The 21929-nt window shown below is 72.6% G+C and carries 16 protein-coding genes and 1 pseudogene; 4 read left to right on the top strand and 13 right to left on the bottom strand.

What is annotated here, in order from left to right; translation table 11 throughout:
- Nucleotides 1–57: 57 nt before the first annotated feature.
- Together IOD14_RS35935 and IOD14_RS35930 are read right to left on the bottom strand one after the other, a co-directional pair.
- Nucleotides 58–714, bottom strand: coding sequence for a hypothetical protein (locus IOD14_RS35935; protein WP_249126152.1), 657 nt, complete (start codon nucleotides 712–714; stop codon nucleotides 58–60).
- A gap of 572 nt (nucleotides 715–1286) precedes the next feature.
- The gene (locus IOD14_RS35930; RefSeq protein ID WP_123988948.1) at nucleotides 1287–1958 is read right to left on the bottom strand and encodes an ANTAR domain-containing protein; all 672 of its coding nucleotides are present in this window, start codon (nucleotides 1956–1958) and stop codon (nucleotides 1287–1289) included.
- A 349-nt stretch (nucleotides 1959–2307) separates the two neighbouring features.
- Here IOD14_RS35930 and IOD14_RS35925 point away from each other — a divergent pair, with 349 nt between their 5' ends.
- The gene (locus IOD14_RS35925; protein WP_174269299.1) at nucleotides 2308–3237 is read left to right on the top strand and encodes an anti-sigma factor RsbA family regulatory protein; all 930 of its coding nucleotides are present in this window, start codon (nucleotides 2308–2310) and stop codon (nucleotides 3235–3237) included.
- A 169-nt stretch (nucleotides 3238–3406) separates the two neighbouring features.
- Nucleotides 3407–4285 (top strand): alpha/beta hydrolase, encoded by an 879-nt coding sequence (locus tag IOD14_RS35920; RefSeq protein WP_123988946.1) that lies wholly within the window; start codon nucleotides 3407–3409, stop codon nucleotides 4283–4285.
- Nucleotides 4286–4581: 296 nt separating this feature from the next.
- Here IOD14_RS35920 and fxsT read toward each other — a convergent pair whose 3' ends face one another.
- The 5 genes from fxsT to IOD14_RS35895 all read right to left on the bottom strand — a co-directional run bounded on the left by fxsT (nucleotide 4582) and on the right by IOD14_RS35895 (nucleotide 13271).
- Nucleotides 4582–8502: an FxSxx-COOH system tetratricopeptide repeat protein gene (gene fxsT, locus IOD14_RS35915; RefSeq protein WP_212672486.1), complete on the bottom strand. Its 3921-nt coding sequence runs from the start codon at nucleotides 8500–8502 to the stop codon at nucleotides 4582–4584.
- Nucleotides 8499–9824: a TIR-like protein FxsC gene (locus tag IOD14_RS35910; RefSeq protein WP_160160127.1), complete on the bottom strand. Its 1326-nt coding sequence runs from the start codon at nucleotides 9822–9824 to the stop codon at nucleotides 8499–8501. The genes fxsT and IOD14_RS35910 overlap by 4 nt, the downstream gene beginning before the upstream one ends.
- An 89-nt stretch (nucleotides 9825–9913) precedes the next feature.
- Entirely contained in the window at nucleotides 9914–10675 is a 762-nt protein-coding gene (locus IOD14_RS35905; RefSeq protein WP_249126321.1) for an AAC(3) family N-acetyltransferase, read from the bottom strand.
- Between the two features lie 86 nt (nucleotides 10676–10761).
- On the bottom strand, nucleotides 10762–12951 hold the full coding sequence (gene fxsB / locus IOD14_RS35900; RefSeq protein WP_249126151.1) for a radical SAM/SPASM protein FxsB, inactivated metallohydrolase extension form: 2190 nt from the start codon (nucleotides 12949–12951) through the stop codon (nucleotides 10762–10764).
- A gap of 155 nt (nucleotides 12952–13106) precedes the next feature.
- A complete protein-coding gene (locus tag IOD14_RS35895; RefSeq protein ID WP_160160126.1) occupies nucleotides 13107–13271 on the bottom strand; it encodes a hypothetical protein in 165 nt (54 codons plus the stop codon).
- A gap of 202 nt (nucleotides 13272–13473) precedes the next feature.
- Here IOD14_RS35895 and IOD14_RS35890 point away from each other — a divergent pair, with 202 nt between their 5' ends.
- Nucleotides 13474–14388 carry a DUF4231 domain-containing protein gene (locus tag IOD14_RS35890; protein WP_123988944.1) on the top strand — a complete coding sequence of 305 codons (915 nt, stop codon included), beginning with the start codon at nucleotides 13474–13476 and terminating at the stop codon, nucleotides 14386–14388.
- Between the two features lie 52 nt (nucleotides 14389–14440).
- On the opposite strand, the gene IOD14_RS35885 is transcribed toward IOD14_RS35890, so the two are convergent.
- A complete protein-coding gene (locus tag IOD14_RS35885; protein WP_212673466.1) occupies nucleotides 14441–14908 on the bottom strand; it encodes a hypothetical protein in 468 nt (155 codons plus the stop codon).
- Between the two features lie 324 nt (nucleotides 14909–15232).
- On the opposite strand from IOD14_RS35885, the gene IOD14_RS35880 reads away from it, so the two are divergent.
- Nucleotides 15233–15862, top strand: coding sequence for a ScbR family autoregulator-binding transcription factor (locus IOD14_RS35880; RefSeq protein ID WP_123988943.1), 630 nt, complete (start codon nucleotides 15233–15235; stop codon nucleotides 15860–15862).
- Between the two features lie 76 nt (nucleotides 15863–15938).
- Here the strand turns inward: IOD14_RS35880 and IOD14_RS35875 are convergent, their stop codons facing one another.
- The 5 genes and pseudogenes from IOD14_RS35875 to IOD14_RS35855 form a co-directional block, all read right to left on the bottom strand.
- Nucleotides 15939–17324, bottom strand: coding sequence for a GAF domain-containing protein (locus IOD14_RS35875; RefSeq protein ID WP_249126150.1), 1386 nt, complete (start codon nucleotides 17322–17324; stop codon nucleotides 15939–15941).
- A gap of 11 nt (nucleotides 17325–17335) precedes the next feature.
- Nucleotides 17336–18373 carry a rod shape-determining protein gene (locus tag IOD14_RS35870; RefSeq protein ID WP_123988942.1) on the bottom strand — a complete coding sequence of 346 codons (1038 nt, stop codon included), beginning with the start codon at nucleotides 18371–18373 and terminating at the stop codon, nucleotides 17336–17338.
- Nucleotides 18374–18570: 197 nt separating this feature from the next.
- Nucleotides 18571–19242, bottom strand: a complete 672-nt coding sequence (locus IOD14_RS35865; RefSeq protein ID WP_249126320.1) for a carboxyl transferase domain-containing protein — start codon at nucleotides 19240–19242, stop codon at nucleotides 18571–18573.
- A gap of 489 nt (nucleotides 19243–19731) precedes the next feature.
- A pseudogene (locus IOD14_RS35860) lies at nucleotides 19732–20394 on the bottom strand (carboxyl transferase domain-containing protein); the annotation flags it as partial.
- Nucleotides 20387–21832, bottom strand: a complete 1446-nt coding sequence (locus tag IOD14_RS35855) for an acyl-CoA synthetase (RefSeq protein ID WP_212672485.1) — start codon at nucleotides 21830–21832, stop codon at nucleotides 20387–20389. The gene IOD14_RS35855 and the pseudogene IOD14_RS35860, both read right to left, overlap by 8 nt.
- Nucleotides 21833–21929 lie beyond the last annotated feature (97 nt).

Below are 21929 nucleotides of genomic sequence, written 5' to 3'. Positions count from 1 at the left end.
GCGTTCATTGGCAAGTCTTGACCGGGTATTGCCGAAATTGAACGGGGATGATTCCCGTCAGAGGGACTTCCCGCCGCCGGGCCGGTCCCGGAGCTCCGTGCGCAGGGTGTCGCGCAGCCGGCGCAGGTCGTCCGCGGGGCGGCCGAGGCCGTTGAGGCGCAGGCGGGCCGCCTCGGTGCGGTCGACGGGGCGGACGGTGCAGGTCAGGTTCATCGAGGCGCGCAGCATCCACAGGTCGTAGGCGAGCAGCCGGGCCGCGCGGGCCTGCGCCGCGACCAGGTCCGGCTCGGTGGTCCCGAGGTCCTGGAGCCGGGTGCGCAGCCGGTGCAGCGTGATGCTCTGCCGCCCGCAGTCCCGTGCCGTCCCGTTCGACACCGGACCGGGTTCACCGCACGCGGCCACCGCCTGGTCGGCCGGCGTCTGCGCGGCCACCGCCTCGTCCAGGACCGCGACGAGCGCCCGCAACTGGTCGGGGCGCGACGGGCGGACGGGGGCGGCCGGCCGACGGGGCCGCAGGAGCGGCCGCACGGCGACGAGCATGCGGACGACCCCGAGCCGCAGCCGGGTTCCGCGCCCTCGTACGGCAGCGCGCCCCCTTGCGGCAGCGAGCCGCCGGGCGGCGTCGAGCCACCCCGCGACATCGAGCCACCCCGCGAGATCGGGCCGCCCTGCGGCGCGGGGCGCGGGCGCGTCCGGCGCTGTGCCTGTGCGCATGGCCCCTCCTGGCGTCCGTGGCGTCCGTGGCGTCCGTGGCGTCCGTGGCGTCCGCGGCGGCCGTGATGTCCGTGGCGTCCCCGGCCACCGGGCCGGTCGGTGCTGCCGCTGGGCGACCGCGGGGACCCGGCCCCGGCCGCCGTGCCCCTCCAGTGTGCGCCTGCGCGCGGTCCGGTGTTCCTGTGCGTCCGTCGGGCAAGGCTTGATCGGGTCTTCTCGGGGGTAGTTCTCCTCCCCCGGGAGTAGCGGCAGGCGGTGCGGTCGTCCCGGGGAGGCAGGACAGGTGCCTTCGTGGGCATGATGTGCGGGCGGGTCTCGAGGGCGAGGCTGGTTCGTGTCGGGGAACAGCAATCCAGGCCCGAGGAGGGCGCCATGAACCGCCAGATCCGCGTTCGCGTCAGCCGTCGGCCCTCGTCCTCCCGTGACACCCGCCAGCCCGAGATCGACCGCAGGACACCGTCGGGACGACTCCTGCCGTACTGAGGGGAGGACCCCCGCAACCGACTTTCGGATCAGGCCGGTTCAGGCCGGTTCAGGCCGGTTCAGGTCGGTTCAGCTCAGTTCAGTTCAGTTCAGTTCAGACAACGGTCTATCGCCGTCCGCAGCGCCTCGCGCAGTTTCGGCGGGGGCAGCGGCCCATCGCCCCCGGCACCGGCCGTGACCACCGCGGCGACCTTGCGCAGCTTGGTGTTGGAGAGCTGGGAGGCCTCCCGCAGCACGTTCCACGCCTGGTCCGGGGAGCAGGCGTGGGTGGCCATCAGGACCCCGCGCGCCTGGTCGATGACCGGCCGGGTGAGGATCGCCTCCCGGAGCTGTTCGACCTCCGTGCGCAGCAGGTCCAGCTGCTGGGCACGCTCCAGGATCACCACGGTGGGCACCGGCTCACGGAGCGTCCCGGGGCCGTGCAGCGGATCGTCGGGATCGAGACCGGCCATCTCCAGTACGCATTGCGGCTGTTCGCCCCAGCCGGTCGCCGTCACCCGTGCGCGCCGGCGGCGGCCGTAGGTGTCGAGGACCTCCAGGAACTGCAGCCCCGTCGTGTCCATGAAGGCGACGGCGGACATGTCCAGATGGACCTCGACGGTGTCGTCCGGCAGCCGGGCCAGGGTTCTGGCCAGGGTGTCCGCACAGCCGTGGATCAGGTCGCCTCGGGGTACGAGGACGGCCCTGCCCCCCTCCACGGTGCCGTCGATGGTCAGGGTGTTCAGTCGCCCTGCGAGCGAGGTGTGTGTCGCTGAGCTCATGTCCGTCTCGCTGCTCCCCACAGTCGTCACGACGTTGAGTCACCGATTGCCGCCGGATTCCGCTCCCTTCCGTGGGTGTGGCGGTGCGGGATCCGACGGTGCCGGGATCCACCTGCCCCGCCCGTCGGGGAGTACACCCGGCCCGCAGGGGAATGCCGGGCGCGCTCCGGGGGTAAGCGCGGTCTCGTACAGGTCTTGACAGGAGACGTTTCGGGAGGGGAGACGTATCGGTAGGGAGAGTGTCCGTTCAGCGGAGAAGCAGGTGGGGAATCGGTGGGGAGATCCGGTACGAGGCGCCGGGGCGCGGGCCTCCGGCGGGCGGGCACGTGGTGACGCCGCTGTGAACGCCGTGACCGGACCCGCGGAGCCGTTCGTGCATCCCGCGCTGTTCTACCGCGACGAGCAGGAGTACCTGGCCGGAGTGGTGCCGTTCGTCCGCAAGGCGCTCGCCGCGGGCGAGCCCGTGGCCGTGGCCGTGCCCGCCGAGAGACTGGGGCTGCTGAAGGCGGAGATCGGCGCCGGGGAGGCCGTACGGTTCCTCGACATGCGGGAGGCCGGGCGCAACCCCGGCCGGATCATCCCGGGAGTGCTGCGCGCCTTCGCCGACGCCCAGCCGTCCGGCACCCGGGTGAGCATCGTCGGCGAACCGATCTGGGCCGGCCGCTCGGCGACCGAGTACCCCGCCTGCGTCCAGCACGAGGCGCTGATCAACGCCGCCTTCCAGGGCCGCGAGGTCACCATCCTGTGCCCGTACGACACTCGCCGCCTCGACCCTCAGGTCGTCGCCGACGCCTACGCCACCCACCCCGTGGTCGTCGACGCCGGCTCCGGGCGTGAGGAGGAGAGCCCGCGGTACGACTTCGAGGGCGTGCACGCCCGCTACAACGCCCCGCTGCCGCCCGCCCCGGACGTGCCGGCCCACGCCTTCGTCGCCGATGTGCTCGGCGAGATCCGGCACTTCGCCTCCGACGCGGCCGAGCGGTTCGGACTCGTGCGGCCCCGGCTCGACGACCTGGCGCTGGCCGTCGCCGAGCTGACCACCAACAGCGTGGTGCACGGAGGTGGTTCGGGACTTCTCCGGGTGTGGGCCGAGGACGGGTACGTGGTGTGCGAGGTCCGCGACCGGGGTCACCTCACCGACCTGCTGGCCGGGCGCCGGCCGCCCACCCGGGACCAGTACGGCGGTCGCGGCCTGCTCATCGTCAACCTCGTCGCCGATCTCGTACGGGTGCACACGGGGCCGGACGGCACCACCGTCCGCTTCTGGTTCGCCCTCTGACGGCCGTCACGCGCACACACGGCGCGAGCTCGCCCCAGTGGCCGAACTGCGCCGCTTTCCCCGGCCCCGATCGCCGTTTGACCTGCGAATTCGTTTCGCCGTGTCCCCGTGTGGGCAGGGTTCGGAGCAGCGTGGCCCGGTCAAGGCCTCGGGTGGGGGGAGCGCGGCGGTGCCCGACCATGTGCGCACGGCGGACGGACGACGGTTACGGGTGGAGGTCTCGGGGGATCCGCACGGACGCCCCGTGTTCCTCCTGCACGGCATGCCGGGCAGCCGGGTGGGCCCCAAACCCCGCTCGATGTTCCTCCACCAGCGCGGTGCCCGGCTGATCAGCTACGACCGGCCGGGATACGGCGGTTCGGACCGGATGCCGCGCCGCCGGGTGGCCGACGTGGCCCAGGACGTCGCCGATGTGGCCGACGCGCTCGAAGTGGACCGGTTCGCGGTGGCCGGCCGTTCCGCCGGAGCCCCGCATGCCCTCGCCTGCGCCGCGCTGCTGCCCGACCGGGTCACCAGGGCGGCGGCGCTGGTGGGCTGGGCGCCGCGCGACGCCGAGGGCCTGGACTGGTACGCGGGCATGGCGCCGTCCAACGTCGCCGCCCTGAGCACGGCCGCCACCGACCCCGAGCGGTTCGCCGCCGTGATCATCCCGCGCTCTGCCGCCATCCGCAGCGATCCCGCCCGCCTGCTGGAGGAGCTGCGCGAGGATCTCACCGCCGACGACCGGCTGATCGTCTCCGACAACACCATCCGCTCGATGCTGCTGCGCAACTACCGTGAGGCGCTGCGCACTTCACCGTACGGCTGGATCGACGACGCCCTCGCCCTCACCGCGTCCTGGGGGTTCGACCCGGCGCGGATCAAGGTGCCGGTGCTGCTGTGGCACGGCAAGGACGACGTGTTCTCCCCGGCCTCGCACGCCTCCTGGCTCGCCGAGCGCATCCCGCGCGCCACGGCCGTCCTGGAACCCACCTCGGCCCACTTCGCCGCACTGCGCGCCCTGCCCGCCGTACTGGACTGGCTGCTCGCCGACGCGCGAGCGGGTTGAGGGCCGGGCGGGTCGCCCCGCGGGGGCGCGGTGCCGTGCGGGTGGTTTCCAGGCCGGGCGGGTCCGCGCGGCCACGCGCCCTCCCGTCACGCGCCCACCCGTCACGCGGCCCACCCATCACGTGGCCCTCCCGTCACGCGCCCACCCATCACGCGGCCCACCCATCACGCGGCCCTCCCGTCACGCGCCCGCGAGGGCACGCACCGGTGCGGCCGTGAATCCGCCCACCGGCGCGCCGCAGGCAGGCGTACCGACAGGCGGCGCCGCCAAGGTCGGCGGCGCCGGACTGTGCGGGGTCACACGGACAGGGGCTCCAGGTCCCGGTAGATCCGTCGCTCGCGGCTGGCCAGGAGGGTGATGCCGTTGTCCTCCCCGAGCAGCAGGCGCAGTTCCGCCATCGCCTCGTCGCGCAGCGCACGGGCCTCGCCGTCCCGGCCCAGGGCCCGCAGGCTGAGCCCCAGGTTGGTGACCACGGCGAGCGTCTCGGGGTGGTGGCCGCCGAGGGCCTCGCGCAGCACCGGCAGCGCCGCCTCGTCGCGCTCCCGCGCCTCCTCGAAACGGCCCTGGTCGTAGAGGACGTTGGCGTAGTTCACGCTGCAGAACACGGCGTGCGGATGGTGCACGCCCAGCACCTCCGCCATCCGGGGCAGCACCTTCAGGAACACCGCCTCCGCCTCGTCCAGGTCCCCGCAGCCCCAGTGGAAGATCCCCAGGTTGTTCAGGGCCGCCTGGGTGTACGGGTGGGCCTCGCCCGGCACCTTCATGTACTCGGCGAGCACCTCCCTGGCCACCTCGCGGGCCCGGTCCCGTTCGTCGGCCGCGAACAGGTCCGCCGCCAGGTTCAGGTCACAGGCCAGCGAGTCGGGCGTGGCGGCCGAGTACTGGTCCTTGTACCGCTTGCGGGTCGCCTCGGTCAGCCGCCGGGCGTCCTCCAGCTGGCCGTTGCGGCGCAGCGACACCGCCAACGACTTGGCGCAGCGCAGGGTGCCGGGGAACTCCACGGTCAGGATCCGTTTGTGGGCCGCGTACGTGCGCGACAGGATCGACACCGACTCCGCGTACCGGCCGACCTCCCGGAGGTCACGGCCGAGGCGCTCGGCCGACGCCAGCGTGTAGGGGTGGTCGGGGCCGAGGACGGCCATGCGCCGGTCGAGCGTGTCCTGGTCGATGCCGCGCGCCTCCGCGTAGTTGCCGACCATCCGCAGGGCCAGCGCGAGGTTGTTGGCCGCGCTCAGGGTGCGCCGGTGCGACTCGTGGAAGATCTCGCTGAAGCCGACGTGCGCCTCCTTGGCCAGCTCGACCGCCTTCGTGTACTCGCCGAGCGCCGCCAGGTCGCTGGAGAGCGCGGACATGGTGGCGTACGTGTGCGGGTGCTGCTCGCCCAGCTCCCGGCGCTGCCGCTCCAGCAGGTCCTCTCCTATCTCCCGGGCCTCCACGTAACGCCCTTGCGAGCGGAGCACGTTGGCGAGGTGGAACCGCAGGTAGAGGTAGTAGACGTCGTCCTCGCCGAGCACCGGCCTCCAGTGCTGGAGCAGGTCCTCCGCGAGCCGCCTGGCGGCCAGGAAGTCACCGCGTTTCCACTGGTAGCGGACCCGGTCGATGAGCAGTCGGCGGGTGTCGGCCTCACGGCAGTTGCGGGCGTCGGAGGCGGCCAGGTGCGGCCAGATGACGGCGAACCGGGGCCAGGTGGTCGGGTCGTCGATGGGTTCGTCGCCGTCGGGCCGGGCGCCCGCAAGGACGGTGTGCACGACGTGCCGGGCCTCCTGCTGCTTCTCCTCGGGCATCTGGGAACGGATCACCGCCTGCACCAGCCGGTGCACCTGGAGGCTGTTGGTCTTCTGGTCGACCTTGGCGAGCGCGAACCGGCCGATCTCCCGGATGACCCGGCCGAGCAGCAGGCTCTCCTGGAGCGAGGGGTCGTACGGCTTGAGCGCCGCGATCATCTCCTTGCTGTAGAGCAGCTGCTGGGAGATCGGCTCGGGTGCCAGGAAGGCGCACAGCTGGAGGAGTCGTACCGCCGCGGGTGATCGTTTCTCCAGCTGTTCGATGGAGACGTTCCAGGTCGCGGCGACCGTCCGCGGGTAGTCGGGCGGCTGGTTGAGGTCCAGGACCTCGGTGGTCTGCCGGGCCAGCTGGCGCAGATAGTCCTCGATCGGAGTGGCGGTCTCGGCCAGCCAGGCCGCCGCCTGTTCGACCGCCAGCGGCAGATCGCCGACGGCCTCCGCCACCCGGTCGGCGTCCTCGGCCGTCAGCCCGCCCTCGGTGCGCCGGGTCAGGTGCTCGACGCTCTCCTTGCGCTCGAAGACGTCGATCTGCTGGGACGCCCCGTGCTGGGACCAGGCCTGGTTGCGGGAGGTGACGAGGATGTGGCCGCCGTCCCCGGTGGGGAAGTAGCGGGTCAGCTCCGCGGGGTCGCCGGCGTTGTCGAAGACCAGGATCCAGCGTTTGGTCGGCAGTCCCCTGGACAGCCGCTGCACGGCTTCCTGGCTGGCCTTCGTCATGTCCTCCTCGGTGCCGGAAGCCCCTATCAGCGGGGCGAGTTCGGCGAGCGAGGCGACCACGTCGTCGATGTGCTCGGCGGACATCCACCAGACCAGGTCGTAGTCGGCCATGAACCGGTGCACGTACTCGATGGCCAGCTGGGTCTTGCCCACACCGCCCAGTCCGAACAGCGCCTGCGGCTGCGGCGGACCGGACAGGTCGCCCAGCTGGGTCCGGATCCGGTCCATGATCGGGGCGCGGCCGGTGAAGGTCGTGTTGCGCTGGGGCGCGTTCCAGATGCCGGGGGTGATGCCGGGGAAACGGGGCGCCGAGGGGCTGTTCTCCGCCTGCTGCAGCGGAAGTTCCAGCGCGCGCTGGAGCGCCGCCACGCACTCCGTCTCGTCGAGCCGGTGCAGGTCGGTGCAGGGCTCCGGGAGCGGGACCTCCTCGACGCGCAGCGGCACCACCGAGCCGCGTGCGCCGTCCGTGCTCCGCTCGCCGAGGGCTCGCCAGACGGAGTCGGCGTAGCGGGACTCCTGGAAGGTCTTCGACAGCAGCACCACGGTGTGGGCGGTGGTCTCCGCCGGTTCGACCGGACCGGTGGAGATCTCGTGCAGCGTGACCTCGCAGCCCGCCCGCTTGAGGAGGTACTCGACCCAGTCGGCCCACATCCGCTTCTCCGCCGCGTACGCGACCACGACGTCGGCCACGCTGGTCAGCGGCCGGCGCCTGAGGTACGCGTCCCGGCAGCGCAGCCGGACCGGCTCGGGGATCTGCGGCAGCGAGGTGACCTCGCGGTCGGAGATGACGGCCGTGAGCCGTTCGAAGGCGGACAGCAGCGAGTTGGCGATGCCGCTCTCGTCGCCGACGGTGGCGAGGGTCTCCTCGTAGGCGTAGTACGGGCGGTAGGGGATCTCGACGTTGCCCCAGTAGGCGCTGAGCTCCTCCTGGCTCAGCGGCCTGCCGTCCGCCCCCTTGGGCAGCCCCTCGAACCGCATGCGGGCCAGCGCGCGACCGGCGTCGACCTTCTCCTTCTCGCCCTCGTCGATGCGCATCGGCACCGGCAGGACCCGTATCCGCCGCGGCCGGTAGCCCTCCTCGACACTGCGGGCGACGACCGCCGCGCCCTCCAGGGCCTGGTCGCTCAGGGTGAAGCAGTCCACCAGGACGTCGGGCATCTCCATGGTGCAGATGTCGGCGTTGTCCGACAGTCCGGTGCGGCTGTCGATCAGCACGTAGTCGTACGTCGCCTTCATGCTGGCCCGCAGGGCCCTGAGGAACGTGCCGCCGCCGAGGCGCTCGTAGAAGTTGTCCCACTCGAACGAGGTGACCGCCGCCGAGTAGGCCCGGTCCTGGCGGCCCGCGGAGAGGAAGTCGAGCGAGCCGCCTTCGGGGAAGTGCAGGTCGAAGCGCTCGGGGCGGATCGACACGGCGTGCTGTTCGACCTGGGCGTAGGACAGGTGCCAGTCGTCGGGGCGCTGGGTTCCGGTGGTCGCGGCCCAGGCGTAGTCCTGGATGATGTTGATGACGCCCGGGGTCGCGGACAGCGCCTTGGGGTCGAGGAACGGGTGGAAGAAGCGGTGCAGACCCGGCGCCTCCAGGTCCCAGTCGACGGCGAGGACCCGTTTTCCGTTGGCCGCGAGGATCCAGGCGGTGTTGGCCAGGGCCATGGTGCGGCCCGTACCGCCTTTGTACGAATAGAAAGTGATGACACGTCCGTCGAGCGGGCCCGTCATGCTTCTCCTCCGTGGTCGGGTCCGCCTTCCGGGTACGGCGGCGGGATGGGCCCCAGCAGTCGGGGCCTTGGCACGTGCGGACCCGGCGGCGGATGGGCCTCCGCGTGTTTCAGGTACTGCCGGGTGGTGTGCGCGACGACGGCGGGCAGCACGTCGGTGAACGCCTTGAGGGTGGGGACGCCGTTGACCGCGGTCCGGCAGTCGGTCCGTCTGCCGCGCTCGAGGAGCAGGGGCAGCGTGCGCTCGAACTCCAGGGTCAGGCGCTGCCCCTCGTCGCCGTGGCACTGCAGGTCGGCGCGGTTCCAGGGGACGACCGCGCTCACCCACGGCTGCGCCTGGGCGTCGAACACCTTCAGCCTGCGCCGCCGTTCCTCGTCCGTCAGCGTCCACCGGTCGACGAGCAGGATGCGCGGGCGGCCCGTCTTGCCGTCCTCGCCGACACCGGCGGAGAGGGGGCCCTCGGTGTCCTCGTCGTCGAAGGAGGAGACGGTGGGCCGGTAGTCCAGCGAGCGGATCAGCTCCTCCGCCAGCGCGGGCAACGGACGGGTCGACTCGGAGTGGTACGGGTTCCAGTCCAGCGGGTCCTCGCCGTACGGGCGCGGGTCCCGGTCCTCGGGGACGCTGTCGAGGGTGGGAGCGGCCACCGTCAGATGGATGTGCCGCGGTTCCTCACCGCGCGGCCGGAACGCGCTCGGCGTCGACTCGTAGTCGCGCAGCCGGCCGGGTGGCAGCGGCCACTCCTCGGCCACCTGGACGATGCGCTGCGCGAGGGTGAGGACGGTCTCCTCGTACTCGTCGCGCAGCCTGCTGAGTTTGATGAGCCCGTAGAAGCCGTTGGTCGCGTAACGGTCGCCGAACGTCGTGCGGTCCAGGTGTATGTGGCGTATGGAGTCCGGCAGTTGATGGAAGTCCACGCGCGTCCACAGGGCCGGCACGATGGCGGACACCTCGCGTCCCCCGGCGGCCTTGGCGTGCAGGAGGCGCTCGTTGAAGGCGTACAGCTCCCGGCCGCACATCTCGCTGGTGAAGTAGCGCGGCGACAGCAGCGGTACGAAGACCCGGCAGCGCGCCAGGTTCTCGCTGAGCTTCCTCGGCCAGCCCACGCCCGAGCCCATCTCCCGGTCGATGAAGCCGACTTCGGCTCCGGCGGGCAGGTCGGTCAGCGCCATGATGTGGTTGCACAGGTCCCGGTAGAGCTGGTGCACCCAGTGATCGGGGTCGCCGCCGCCCGAGCCCCAGGGCGGGGTGTGGGCGTAGCTGAGGAAGAAATAGGGCTGTCCCTCGGCCGGGGCCTGCCCCCACTCTCCGTCAGGTGTCTCCAACACGCCCCCCTGCGCGTCGATGACCCCGAAACCGGGGCCACCTGGAACCGGAAGAACAATGTGCCTGACCGAGGGCCCGGGCGGTTCACTTAATTCAGGTCATTTCGGAGGCGATATCTGGACAGCTGATCGCGTACGTCGTCGACGGCGGCCCGCATTCCGAACAGTGTGACCGCTTTCCCCACCCATTCCCGCCGCGCGAGGAGTTCATCCGGCAGCCGTGCTCCGGCCTCCGCGAAGTCACCGTCGTACAGGGCCAGATCCTCGTACGTGAACCAGTTGCCCTTGTCGCCCACCACACAGCGGTACAGCCGCCGGGGCGGCCTCGGGGTCATGCGGTACTCGGCGAGATGGAAGGCGCTGCACACCTCGAACCCCACGCGCAGCAGCAGCACTTGGGCGTCGGCGGCGTACAGCTCGGCGAGGGGGGAGCGCTCGCCGAGATGGCAGAGCGGATCGTGCCCGGCGAGCAGCTCGCCCGCCCGCGGCCCGATCGCGGCCAGCGAGGTCTGCGGGTGGTCGCTGCGCACGGCTCCGGGAGTGGTCCGCACGCACTCGGCCAGCGCGCCCATCGACGGGCAGGGGGTGGCGTCCGGTTCGAAAGGCGGCATCGACGCCCGGTACTCCGCGGCCTCCTCAGCGCTCAGATGCGCGACCAGTGCCCGGTGGGCGCGGGAGCTGTCCGAGTTCTCGGGCGTGAACGCTGGTACGACGAGCGTGCCATGGGGGCCGAGCGCGTCGAGCAGCACGTCACGGACCCGGGCGGGGGCGAGGCCGGTGCCGCTCAGGGAGGCATGGACCATGAGCGGGGCATCGGCGCGCAGGGGTAACTCCGCGAGGACGTCGGCCAGTTGGGCCGCGCGCGTTTCCGGGGTGGCGGGCGGGCGGGTGTCGCCCTGTCCGCTGTTCGGTGCGGGCGCCGGGGGAACGGTGACCGTCACGCCCGCTCCGCGAGCGTCGTCCACTCCGCGCGCAGCTCGGCGGCCAGTACCTCGCCGCTCTCGGTGAGGTCGCGGGCGGGCAGTTCGGACAGGGCGGCCAGGGCGTGTCCGGCCCGGGCCAGGGCCTGGAGGCCCTCGGGGGTCGCGCGGCCCCAGTACGCCACGTCACCCAGGTGCTCGACGGCCTCGGTGAGCAGCCGGCCGGCCCGGTTGCCCAGCACATGCAGATCGGTCGTCGCGCGCAGTGCGGCCAGCCGGGCGCGGCGTCCGAGGCGCGGCAACTCCCTGACGAAGGAGGCCGGTTCGAAGTCGACGGCCACGCCGAGTCCGCCCAGACCGTCGGCGGCGAGCCGCACCCCGGACCCGGCGACGAGCGGGGTGACGGCGTCGACGAGCAGGGCGTTGCGGTCGTCGTCCGTCTCGTATCCCGGCTCCGCCCGGAGCTCGTAGGCGATCCGCAACCGCTCGCGGAACGAGGCGAGTTGGTCCGGGTCCAGGGGATCGGTGACGGGTGCGGGGTAGACGGCACGTCGGGGATCGGCGTCGTCGATGAGCAGCGGCTCGGTGGCCGCCACCTTCAGCACCGTCAACGGCCGCCAGACATCGGTGAGTTGCTTGCCCGCCTCGAGGTGCTCACCGTCGGCGGTGCGGATGTCGAGACCCTGTGCGCTCACGACGGCCTCCACCCGCCCCGGCGCGGGCAGGGTCAGGGTGCCCAGCGTCGGCAGGTGCAGCTCCCGGTCCTGCTGATCCCAGGCGAGCCGCAGCGGAGCGTGCGCGTGCACGGCCGCCGCCACGGCCACGCGGGCGAAGCGGGCGGCGGTGGTGTGGGCCGCCTCGGCATGCCGCAGGGCCGCACGCAGATAGGGATGGGACAGCACCCGGTTGAGATGCTCCGCGGTGCCCTGGTCCGCGTCCAGCCCGAGCAGTGCCAGCCAGGCCGCGTCCCAGTCGGGATGCCCGGCCAGCCGCTCGTTGGCGTAGGCGAGGAGGGTCCGGTCCAGCTCCTGGCGGGCGAACCGCAGGGCCTCGGGGTCGAGGACGGCGGGGGACAGGGAGCGCTCGGTGATCCGCTCGGCGATCCCGTCGACGAGGGCACGAAGATCACCGCAGAACACGGACGGGTTATCGAACTCGCGTTCGGCGCTGTAGCGGTGGGCGTAGAGGCCGCCACCGCACGACTGGACCACCGGGCACTCGCGGCAGGTCTTCGAAAGCCCGAGCAGACCGCGTTGCCGGGCCTGTACGCCAGGATGCCCCGCCACCTGCTCGAACGTGTGGTGATCGACGTGGAATCCGGTGGCGGGCGCGCCGTCGTAGGCCGTCTTGAGCGAGTCCACCTGTTCGAAGGACCCGTCCGTCTCCACGACCGCCAGGTCGGAGGGGGCCAGGCCCATGGCCTCGGTCAGGCTGGGCCCGCCGCGCAGGGTGCTGAGCACCGAGTCGAAGGTCCGCACCCGCACCTTGCGGCCCTGTTCCGTCCAGCGGTCGAACACGGCCAGCAGCCAGTCGGCGTACGGCGTCGCCGAACCGGAGGAGCCGCGCGGCGGCGGGGTGTCCCAGGTGGAATGGGGGAGCAGGTAGTCGATCCGGGGCGGCGAGAGGGAGGACAGCGTGTCGTGCACGACGACGGGGTCATTGGCCACGTCCACCGTGCACAGAATTCCGCCGAACAGGTGCCGGTACTCCTCGGTGCGCAGCAGGTCGATCGCGCGCAGGACGCGGTCGTAGCTGCTCCGGTATCTGCGGTCGAGCCGGTGCCGGTCGTTCGCGGCCTGGTCCCCGTCGAGCGAGACGCTCACGAGGACGCCGTACTCCCGGAAGACGTCCAGGTGACGGCGGCTCAGCTGCAGGCCGTTGGTGTGGATCTTCAGCTCGAGCTCGGCGACGCCGTCGAACGCCGAACTCAACTCGGCGCAGATGGACCGCAGTCGGGCGGGGCCGGCCAGCAGGGGCTCACCGCCGTGCAGGATCACGGTGACGGAGGTGAGGTCGTGCTCGCGCGCGTACGTGGCGAACCGCGCCGCGGTCCGGCGGACCGTCTCCTGCTCGATCACGACCGGGCGGGTCTTCCAGCTCTTGTCCGCGTGCTCGTACACATAGCAGTGGTCGCACGCCAGATCACATCGGCTGTGGATCTTCAGGACGAGTTGCTGGAGTGGGTGGTCCCCCAGAGAAACGGTCACTTAGCACACGCTACCGCGCGCCGTCACCCCCGCACGACACGTATCGGCCAATTGATATACCGCACACGTGTGTTGTGGTATCGGACCGTACCACCGGCGGACCGACCGCGCCCGCCGCCGTGAGCGGCGAGCGCGGTCGCGGCCGGACGTACGCCCTACAGCGCCGAGTCGAAGGTCGTGGGACGCCTTCCCGGACCGCCTGTGACCCGGTCAGCGGCCTTTGTCGTGGCGCTGGAGTCGATCGCACCCAGGGGGGTGTGCTGTCCGTGGGGGGCGGAACCGGCGGCCGTCGCGCGTTCCGTGACCGTCTGAGCCTTCATCTGTCTGATGTCTCCTTCCGTGGGCACCGGCGTGTCCCCGGCCCTGGGGACCAGAGGCCCGGTGTCGGAAATCGAACCATGAGACAGAGACAACCCGGTTTTAGGCGGACGATACCCCAGCCGACGGCCTCCTGAGCATGGCTACGGCGCGCGTGCGCGCTCATACTCGGACGTCCGGGGGAGCGTGATGTCGGGGGTGGCCATGAGGGTCGGTATTCCGGGGCCGGGCGTGACGTGGAACGACGACGATCTACCCCCGCTCTTCCGCGTTAACGATCAACTCGCGATCACCCATCAGGGTGAATCCTTCCGTGCCGTCCGCGCTCAGTTGATCGTGCTGCTGGCCGCCACGACCTCGGCGATGCTGGCCGAGCGCCTGGACAGTCACGTCCCGGCGCTGCTGGCCGCGCTGCTGTACGCCCTGACCATCGGCATCGGGCTGCGCACCGCGCGGCGCCGGGCCCGCGCACGCTGGCAGGCCCATCGTGCCGTCGCCGAGTTACTGAAGTCGCTGGCGTGGCAGTACATGGTGCACGGGGGCATCTTCCACTCCCAAGTGGCCAACGCGGACGCGCTGTTCGCGGAGCGGGTCGAGGAACGGCTCCGGGAGATGCGCAAGGTGGGCTGGGAGGACTCCCGGAACGGGGCCCATGCCCGCGGCGAGGGGCAGATCACGCCGGTGATGCGGCAGGTGCGGGCGAAGGTCTTCCCGGTGCGGCGGGACGTCTATCTGCGCGAGCGGCTCATGGAACAGCACGCCTGGTACCGGCGTCGCGCCGCCCTGGCCCACCGCGCCTCCGTGCAGTGGTCGTCCGTGACCGCCGTACTGACCCTGCTGGCCCTGCTCGCCGCGGTGCTCAGGGCGGCCGGGATGCTCGGCGGCTGGGACCTGACCGGGGTGCTCAGCGCGGCCGCGGCGGCCGGGGTCGCCTGGCAGGAGGTGCGCCGGCACCGGCCGTTGACGTACGCGCACTCGCTCGTCGAGCAGGACCTGGAGACCCTGCGCGTCGAGATGAGCACGACCGTGACCGAGGACCGGTGGGCGCTCGCGGTGGCGGAGGCGGAGCGGCTGATGTCGCCGCAGCACTCGGACTGGCTCGGCAGGTTCGGCAGTTGACGGACCGTCATGCGGTGCGCCGGACGGCGAGGATGTCCCGCGCCCGCTCGACTCACGGTCCGCGGTGCACGTCCGGCTCCCACAGCACGCTCACCGGCACCCCCGTCCGCCGCGCGTACGCCACCACGTCCCCGGTGCCGCCCAGCCCCCGGGCCGGGCGGCCGTCCCACACGGCGATCAGCCGGTCGCAGTGGTCGACGATCCAGCGGCCCGCGGCGAGGTAGGCCTGCTCGTGCGTCGGTTCGGGCGGGAGGTCGAGGCGGTGTGCGCAGCAGGCGAGGATCCTGCGGTACCCGGCGCGCGCCTCGTCGTCGTCGAGATGGGCCTCGTAGTCCATGCCCGGGATCACCGCGGTCACCGGGACGTCGTTGTCCAGGGCGACCTCCGCGAACAGCTGGTCGGCGCCGGCCGCCAGACAGGTGAACGCCTCCAGGGCGCCACCGCTGAGGTGTTCGCGCATCCGTGCCCGCACACCCGGAAGGACGGAGGCCGGGATGGAGCGGTGGCCCGTCACACCGATCCGGGTGACGGTGGTGAGGGCCGGTGCGGTCGCGGTGGAATCGGTTCCGGTGTGTCGGGTCGTCGCGGTTGCGCTCGTCACGAGAGAGCCTCCCACAGCCGTCGGAACGTCCACCGTAGCGCTGTCGGCGGGGAGCACACAGGGGCGCACCCGCTCACGCCGGGATCGCCGGGCCCGGCGGACGTGATTCCTCCCGAACTCCTCCCGTTTCCCGGGGTGTTTTCCCGGCGCACCCAGAAAGGTGCCAGTCGGTTGGTTTCTTCGTAGATCGGGAAGGCAGTCTGATCCCGAGAGCTCGTCGTGACACAGGCAGGGGTGGGACGCATGGTCAGACAGGAACGCGCGGAGGTCACCCGGTCGGCCATCCTCGACGGGGCCGCCCGTGCCTTCGACGCCGAGGGCTACCACGGGACGTCCCTCGGGGACATCGTCAAGGAGGCCGGGGTGACCAAGGGCGCGCTCTACTTCCACTTCGGCTCGAAGGAGGAGCTCGCCCAGGCTCTCGTCGACGAGCAGTTCTCCGCGCTGCAGCCGGTCGTGGACGCGGCAAGACCCGGGATGCAGACCGTCATCGACATCGTGCACACCATGGCCCGGCGGCTGGTGTCGGACGTCCGGGTGCGGGCCGGCATCCGCCTGGTCATCGACCAGAGCTCCAGGACGGGCATCGTCAGCGAGCCCTACACCCGGTGGATCGAGCTCTTCCGGGAGTGCCTCGTGCAGGCGCAGCAGCGCGGGGACGTCAAGGCCGACCTCGACCCCGGGCGGGTGGCCCGGCTGATCGTCGGCTCCTGGACCGGACTGCAGCTCAGCTCGCAGGTGCTCAGCGGACGGGCCGACCTGACCCAGGAGACCACCCTCATGTGGGAGATGCTGCTGCCGAGCATCGTGCCGCCCCGGCGGCTGGAGCGGTTCCACCCCGAGGGCACGGCCCGCCAGCCCGAGATGGTCTGACGGGGGATCACCGGGGCCCACAGAGCCTCACCGGCGCCCGCAGGGCGTCACCGGGACTCATGGGGCCTCACCGGGCTCACAAGGGTGACTGCCAGGTGCGTGGCTGTTCCTCGGTGCCGCCGTCGTCCCGGACGGTCAGCCGTACGCCGTCCCGCCCGTCCGGCAGCCTGGCCGTCGCGTCGACCGTGACCTCGAGGCGGGAGAGGCCGGGGCGGCGGCAGGCATCCGCGAGGGCGCGGCGCAGGGCGGTCAGGAGGCGGGCGGCGACCTGGTCGCCGACGCGGTTCTCGACGGCGCCGGTGAAGAGGGTGGACGGCTTGAACCCCAGTACGGCGGCCGCGGCCGCCGTCTCCTTCAGCACCCGCGCCCGCAGGCCGGTCGGCGCGTCGGCGGGCGGCTGCTGCAGGGTGAGGATCGCCGTGCGGACCTCCTGGATCGTCGACTGCAGCTCGTCCACCGCCCGCCCCAGCAACTCCCGGACGTCGGTCTCGGGGCAGCGGCGCCGGGTCGACTCCAGCATCAGGCCGGTGGCGAAGAGCCGCTGGACCACCAGGTCGTGCAGATCGCGCGCGATGCGGTCACGGTCCTCGAACACCGCGAGCCGTTCCCGCTGGTGCCGGGCGTCGGCGAGGACGAGGGCCACGGCGGCCTGGGAGGCGAACTGCACCGCCAGCAGCCGCTCCACGGGGGTGTACGGCCGGTCGCCGCGCCGCCGGGGCAGCGCGAGGGTGCCGATCAGCGTGCCGTCCGCCTGCAGCGGCAGCATCATGCTGGGCCCGAACCGGTGCCGTACCCGCGTCGTCATCCGCGGATCGGTCGCCGAGTCCTGGATGAACACCGGCTCCCCGCCCAGGAGTTGCTCCAGTACCGCGCTGCCGGGCTCGATGGTCGTGCCGACGATGTCCCCCGGGTCGTCGTACGTCGATGCGGTCACGATCTCCATGCCGCCCTCCGGGGTGCGTTGCAGGACGACTCCGGCGCAGGCGTCGGCGAGGATGCGGGCCTGTTCGGCGACCGTCCGCAGGGCGTCGGCGGCGCTCTCGCCGGTGAGCAGTGCGGTGGTGACGGCCGCCGCGCCCTCGATCCACCGTTCGCGCTGCCGGGCGGCCTCGTAGAGCCGGGCGTTGCCGATCGCGATGCCCGCCTGGGCGGCCAGGACGTCGAGAAGCTGCTTGTCGGCCTCCGTGAAGGTCTCCTTGCCGTGGAGACGGAGGGTGCCGAAGACGTCGTGCCGCACGCGGATCGGCACGCTGATCCCGGCCGGCGGGCGTGCAGAGGACCCAGGGGCGCGGATCACGCTGAGCCCGTCCTGCCCGGGGTCGGTGGTGTCGAGTGACGCGCAGCGGGCGCCGGTCAGCTCGGCGGCGCTGTCCACGATGTGCTGGAGGGTGGTGCGCAGGTCGAGGTCGGTGCCGACCCCCAGGACGGCTTCGAGGAGGGGCGGGAGAGGGGCCTCGGGCACCGGCCCGCGCCTCAGGTGGCCAGCGGGTCGAGCGACAGCGGTTCGATCTGGCCCTCCAGCATGTACCCCAGTCCCTGTACGGCGCAGACGTCGGGCCGCTCGGCGATGTGCACCGGCATCCCGGTGGCGTGCCGCAGCATCTGGTCGAGCCCGGGGAGCAGGGCCGAACCGCCGACCATCATGATCCCGCGGTCGGCGAGGTCGGCCACCAGGTCGGGCGGGCAGTTGCGCAGCACCCGGCCGATGCCGTCGAGCACGGCGGTCAGCGGGGTCTCGATGGCGTCCCGGACGGCGGCGGTGTCGACCTGCACGGAACGGGCGAGACCGGTGGCGACGTCCCGTCCGTGGATCTCGGTGGAGGCGGGGCCCTGCGGGGTGAGGCCGTTGCCGGAGAGGGCGAGCTGCAGCGGTCGTACGGACTGACTGGGCAGCATCAGCTCGTGCTCGTGACGCAGGTGCTGGACGATCGCGTGGTCGACGGCCTCGCCGCCCACCGGGATGCGCTCGGCGGTCACGATCGACCCGAGGGAGAGCACGGCGACCTGGGTGGCGGCGGCCCCGCACACCATGATCATGGTGGCCTCGGGGCGTTCGACGGGCAGTCCGCAGCCGACGGCGGCCGCGATGAGGGTGTCCACGAGCTCCACGCGCCGTGCCCCGAGGCCCACGAGGGTCTCGATCGCCGCGCGGCGGGCCAGCGGGTCGGCGTCGTGCGGGGTGCAGGCGGCCGCCCGGAGGCGGGGCTTGCGGCGCAGATTGCGGCGGATCTTGTCGCCGAGCAGGTGCCGCAGCATGCGCTGGGCCATCTCGATGTCGACGACCGTGCCGCCGGAGACGGGCCGGACGACACGGATGTAGTCGGGCGTACGCCCCGTCATCTTCTCGGCGAACTCGCCGACCGCGATCAGCGCGCCGGTCTTGGTGTTCACGGCGGCGGCCGACGGCTGGTCGACGACGAGCCCGGCCCCCTTCACGTACACCCGCGTCCTCGCCGCACCCAGGTCGACGGCGAAGTGGCAGCGGCGCAGCTGCTCCAGACTGGCGGTCATGGCAGGTCCTCCCGAGAGCACAGACCGTGGGCCGCGCCGGGTGGCGGGGCTTAGTGGCATCGTGCGGGGGTGGGGGGAGGGGGCGCCTTTATTAGGGGGCCGGGTGGGGTGCCGCTGAATGGGCGGTTTTGTCGCTTATGTCCGATGTAAAGATTTTGTAAGGTTGTATGACCGGGGGTCAGGGACGCCCTGGGCGGCTACGACGGTGTCCTCCCGTCCGCTGCTGCGACCACCCCGAGCTCCACCAGGTCCTGCGGACGGATCCGCAGGTGGTTCGCCGTCGTCTCCGCCTCCTCCGGGGGGCGTTTCAGGATCGCCGCCGCCAGTTCCGGTGCGATCACGGAGAAGTAGCTGTCCGGTGTGGCGTACGTGGTGCCGGGGGCGGCCAGGGCGAGGGCGCCGCCGGAGCCGCCCTCGCCGATCAGGAGGGTGGTGATCGGGGTGCGGGCGGAGGCGACCGTGGTGAACAGCTCGGCGATGGCCGCGCCCGCGCCCTGGCGTTCGGCCTCGGCGTCGTTGGCCGCGCCCGGGGTGTCGACGAGGGTGAGCACCGGGATGCCCAGGCGGTCCGCGAGGCGGATCAGGCGGGTCGCGGTGCGGTAGCCGGCGGGCCGGGTCGCCGTACCGGTCTGGGCTGCGTAGGCCACGGTACGGCCCTCGTGCTCGCCGAACCCGCACAGCATCCCCGGGTCGGTGCCGCCGCAACGGTCACCGGAGATCGCGACGCGGTGACTGAAGTAGGCGTCCAAGTACTGCCCGGCTCGTGGACGTCGGGGAGACCGGGCCCGCAGAACGGCGTCCCAGCCGGTGCCGGGGAGATCGGTGACACCGAGGGGGCGGGGGACCGGGGCGGGCTCGACGCCCGGCACCGGGGGCGCCACGCGGACGGCGTCCGCCGGTGCGGGCACCGTCGTGCCGGTTGCGTCCGCCGGCTCAGGGGCCGTCCCGCCGGCTGCGTCCACCGGCTCAGGGGCCGTCCCGCCGGCTGCCTCCGCCGTCGTGTGGGCCGCGCTGCCGGTTGCGTCTGCCGACCTGCGGCTCGCCCTCTCCGCTGTGTCCGCCGGGCCGGGGGACGTTCCGCCGATTGCGTCCACCGGCTCAGGGGTCGCCCCGCCGGCTGCGTCCGCCGACCCGCGAGCCGCTCCGCTGGCTGTGTCCGCCGACCGGCGTGTCGTCCCCTCCGCTGCGTCCGCCGTCCCGCGAGCCGCCCTGCCGGTTGTGTCCGCCGACCCGCGTGTCGTCCCCTCCGCTGTGGCCGCCAGTCCGGGAGCCGTCCCGCCGGCCGCGTCCGCCGTCCCGCGAGCCGTCCCAGCGCCCGCGTCCGCCGGCCCAAGAGCCGTCCCGCTCGCCCGGCGACCCAGCAGTCGCAGCCACTGGCCCAGCGTCTCCCGCAGGGCCGCCGCGGGCACCACCGTGTCTGCCGCGCCCGATGCCACCTGTGCCTGGGCCGTGTATGCCGTCGGGTCCGCGTTCGGGGGGCGGACGCGGGAGCCCGCGAAGCCGACCTGGGCGTCGGGAAGGGCGAGGATCACGTCCGCGCCGGCGCCCAGGGTGGCCCAGCCGCCGCCCGTGGTGGGGTCGCGCAGGACCGCGATCTGGGGCAGGCCCGCCTCGCGGGTGAGGGCCGACTGGCGTGCCACGCGCTGGAGTTGGGTGAGGGCGAGCATGCCCTCCTGCATACGGCTGCCGCCCGTGGCCACCAACGGGACCACGGGGAGGCGGTGCGCACGGGCGTACGTGTACGCGGCCTCCAGCCGGTCGCCGGTGCGTTCGCCCAGGGAGCCGCCGAGGAAGCCGAACTCGAAGGCGATCAGGACGGCCGGGGTGCCCTCGACGTGTGCCGTGCCGCAGACGACCGACTCCTGCTCGCCGGTGCGTTCCGCGGCGCGGGCGCGCGCGTCGTCGTAGCCCTGCCAGGCGAGGGGGCCGTCGGGCCTCGACTGCCGTTCGGGGTACGGGATTTCGGTGAAGTCGTCGGCCACCAGGGCGACGACCTCCCGTGCGGAAAGGCGCTCAGCCATGCAGTGCCCGCTTCATGATCTTGCCCATGTCGTTGCGGGGAAGGGAGTCGATGTGATGGACGACCCTGGGACGCTTGTGGGGAGCCAGCCGGCGCGCCACATGGTCCGCCAACTCGTCCAGCTGCGGCGGCGATTGAGGGTCCTGCGCGACGATCCACGCCACGATCCGCTCACCCAGGTCCGGGTCCGGTTCCCCGGTCACCGCGGCCTCCCGCACCCCCGGGTGCTCCAGCAGCGCGTTCTCGATCTCGCCCGCCCCGATCTTGTAACCCCCGCTCTTGATCAGGTCGGTGGCCTTCCGGCCGACGATCCGGACGTATCCGTCCGCGTCCCGCACCGCCATGTCCCCCGTACGGAACCACCCGTCCGCCGTGAACGCGGTCGCCGTCGCGTCCGGCCGGTTCAGGTACTCGGTGAACAGGTTGGGCCCGCGCACCTGGATCTCGCCCACCGTCTCGCCGTCGTACGACGTGATCGGCGCCCCGTCCTCCTCCACCAGCCGCAGCTCCACGCCCGGCAGCGGCACGCCCACCGTCCCGGCGCGCGGCTCGCCGTCGGCGCGCACGCTGGTGTTCATGAGGGTCTCCGTCATGCCGTAGCGCTCGATGACCCGGCGGCCGGTCGTGGCCGTGATGCGCTCGTGGTCGTGCACGGGCAGCGCCGCCGAGCCGGAGACGAGGAGCCGGGCCCCGCCCAGGGCCTTCGCCAACTCCGGGTCCTCCGGCAGGGTTTCGGCGATGCGGTGGTACATCGTGGGGACACCGAAGAGCATCGTCGCGCCGTCGTTCAGTTCGCGGGCCACGCCGTCCGTGCTGAACCGGCCGAGGTGACGGACCGAGCCGCCGCGGCGGAGCGGGCCGAGGATGCCGAGGACCAGGCCGTGCACATGGAAGAGGGGCAGACCGTGCACGAGGACGTCGTCCGGCGTCCACTGCCAGGCGTCGGCGAGGGCGTCCAGCGTGGTGGCGACGGCCCGACGGGGGATCACGGCACCCTTCGGCGGGCCGGTGGTGCCGGAGGTGTAGACGACCAGGGCGGGGTCGCCGTCCTGTGCCCGCGGCTCCGGGGTGGCGCCGCCGGTGGCGTGCGCGTCGATGTCGAGGCGCTCCAAGTCGCCCAGGGCAGGCGGGAGTTCGGCGCCGGGCGCGGCGAGCAGCAGGCCCGGCGCGCTGTCGTTGAGGATGTGCCCGAGCTCCTTCTCGCCGGACTTCGGATTGAGCGGCACCGCGGCGACACCGGCCTCCAGCGCCGCCACCACGGCCACCGCGGTCTCCAGTTCCGCGGTCGCCCATACGGCCACGCGGTCGTACCGCGCGAGACGGCCCGCCAGGGCGCCGGTCGCGGCCGCGAGTTGCCCGTAGGTGAGTGAGCGGTCGCCGAACCGCAGGGCGGGCCGGTTCGCCGGGGCGCCCCTGAGGGCCGGGAAGAGAGAGGTCACGCTTCACAACTCCTAAAGCTGTCGTCGCTGTCGGTCCTACCCGAACCCCGGCACGACCATGACGAGCCACACCACCGCAGATGCCACCGTCACCACC

Origin of the sequence: Streptomyces sp. A2-16, from assembly GCF_018128905.1 — a bacterium.
In the GTDB taxonomy this organism is placed as follows: domain Bacteria; phylum Actinomycetota; class Actinomycetes; order Streptomycetales; family Streptomycetaceae; genus Streptomyces.
Note: the sequence above shows the minus strand (reverse complement) of the source record. Positions and strands in the feature narration are given on the sequence as shown.

What these genes read in the sequence shown, in the direction of transcription:
- IOD14_RS35935 (WP_249126152.1), bottom strand. Translation starts at nt 714, where the DNA reads ATGCGCACAGGCACAGCGCCGGACGCGCCCGCGCCCCGCGCCGCAGGG.
- IOD14_RS35930 (WP_123988948.1), bottom strand. Translation starts at nt 1,958, where the DNA reads ATGAGCTCAGCGACACACACCTCGCTCGCAGGGCGACTGAACACCCTG.
- fxsT (WP_212672486.1), bottom strand. Translation starts at nt 8,502, where the DNA reads ATGACGGGCCCGCTCGACGGACGTGTCATCACTTTCTATTCGTACAAA.
- IOD14_RS35895 (WP_160160126.1), bottom strand. Translation starts at nt 13,271, where the DNA reads ATGAAGGCTCAGACGGTCACGGAACGCGCGACGGCCGCCGGTTCCGCC.
- IOD14_RS35890 (WP_123988944.1), top strand. Translation starts at nt 13,474, where the DNA reads ATGAGGGTCGGTATTCCGGGGCCGGGCGTGACGTGGAACGACGACGAT.
- IOD14_RS35880 (WP_123988943.1), top strand. Translation starts at nt 15,233, where the DNA reads ATGGTCAGACAGGAACGCGCGGAGGTCACCCGGTCGGCCATCCTCGAC.
- IOD14_RS35870 (WP_123988942.1), bottom strand. Translation starts at nt 18,373, where the DNA reads ATGACCGCCAGTCTGGAGCAGCTGCGCCGCTGCCACTTCGCCGTCGAC.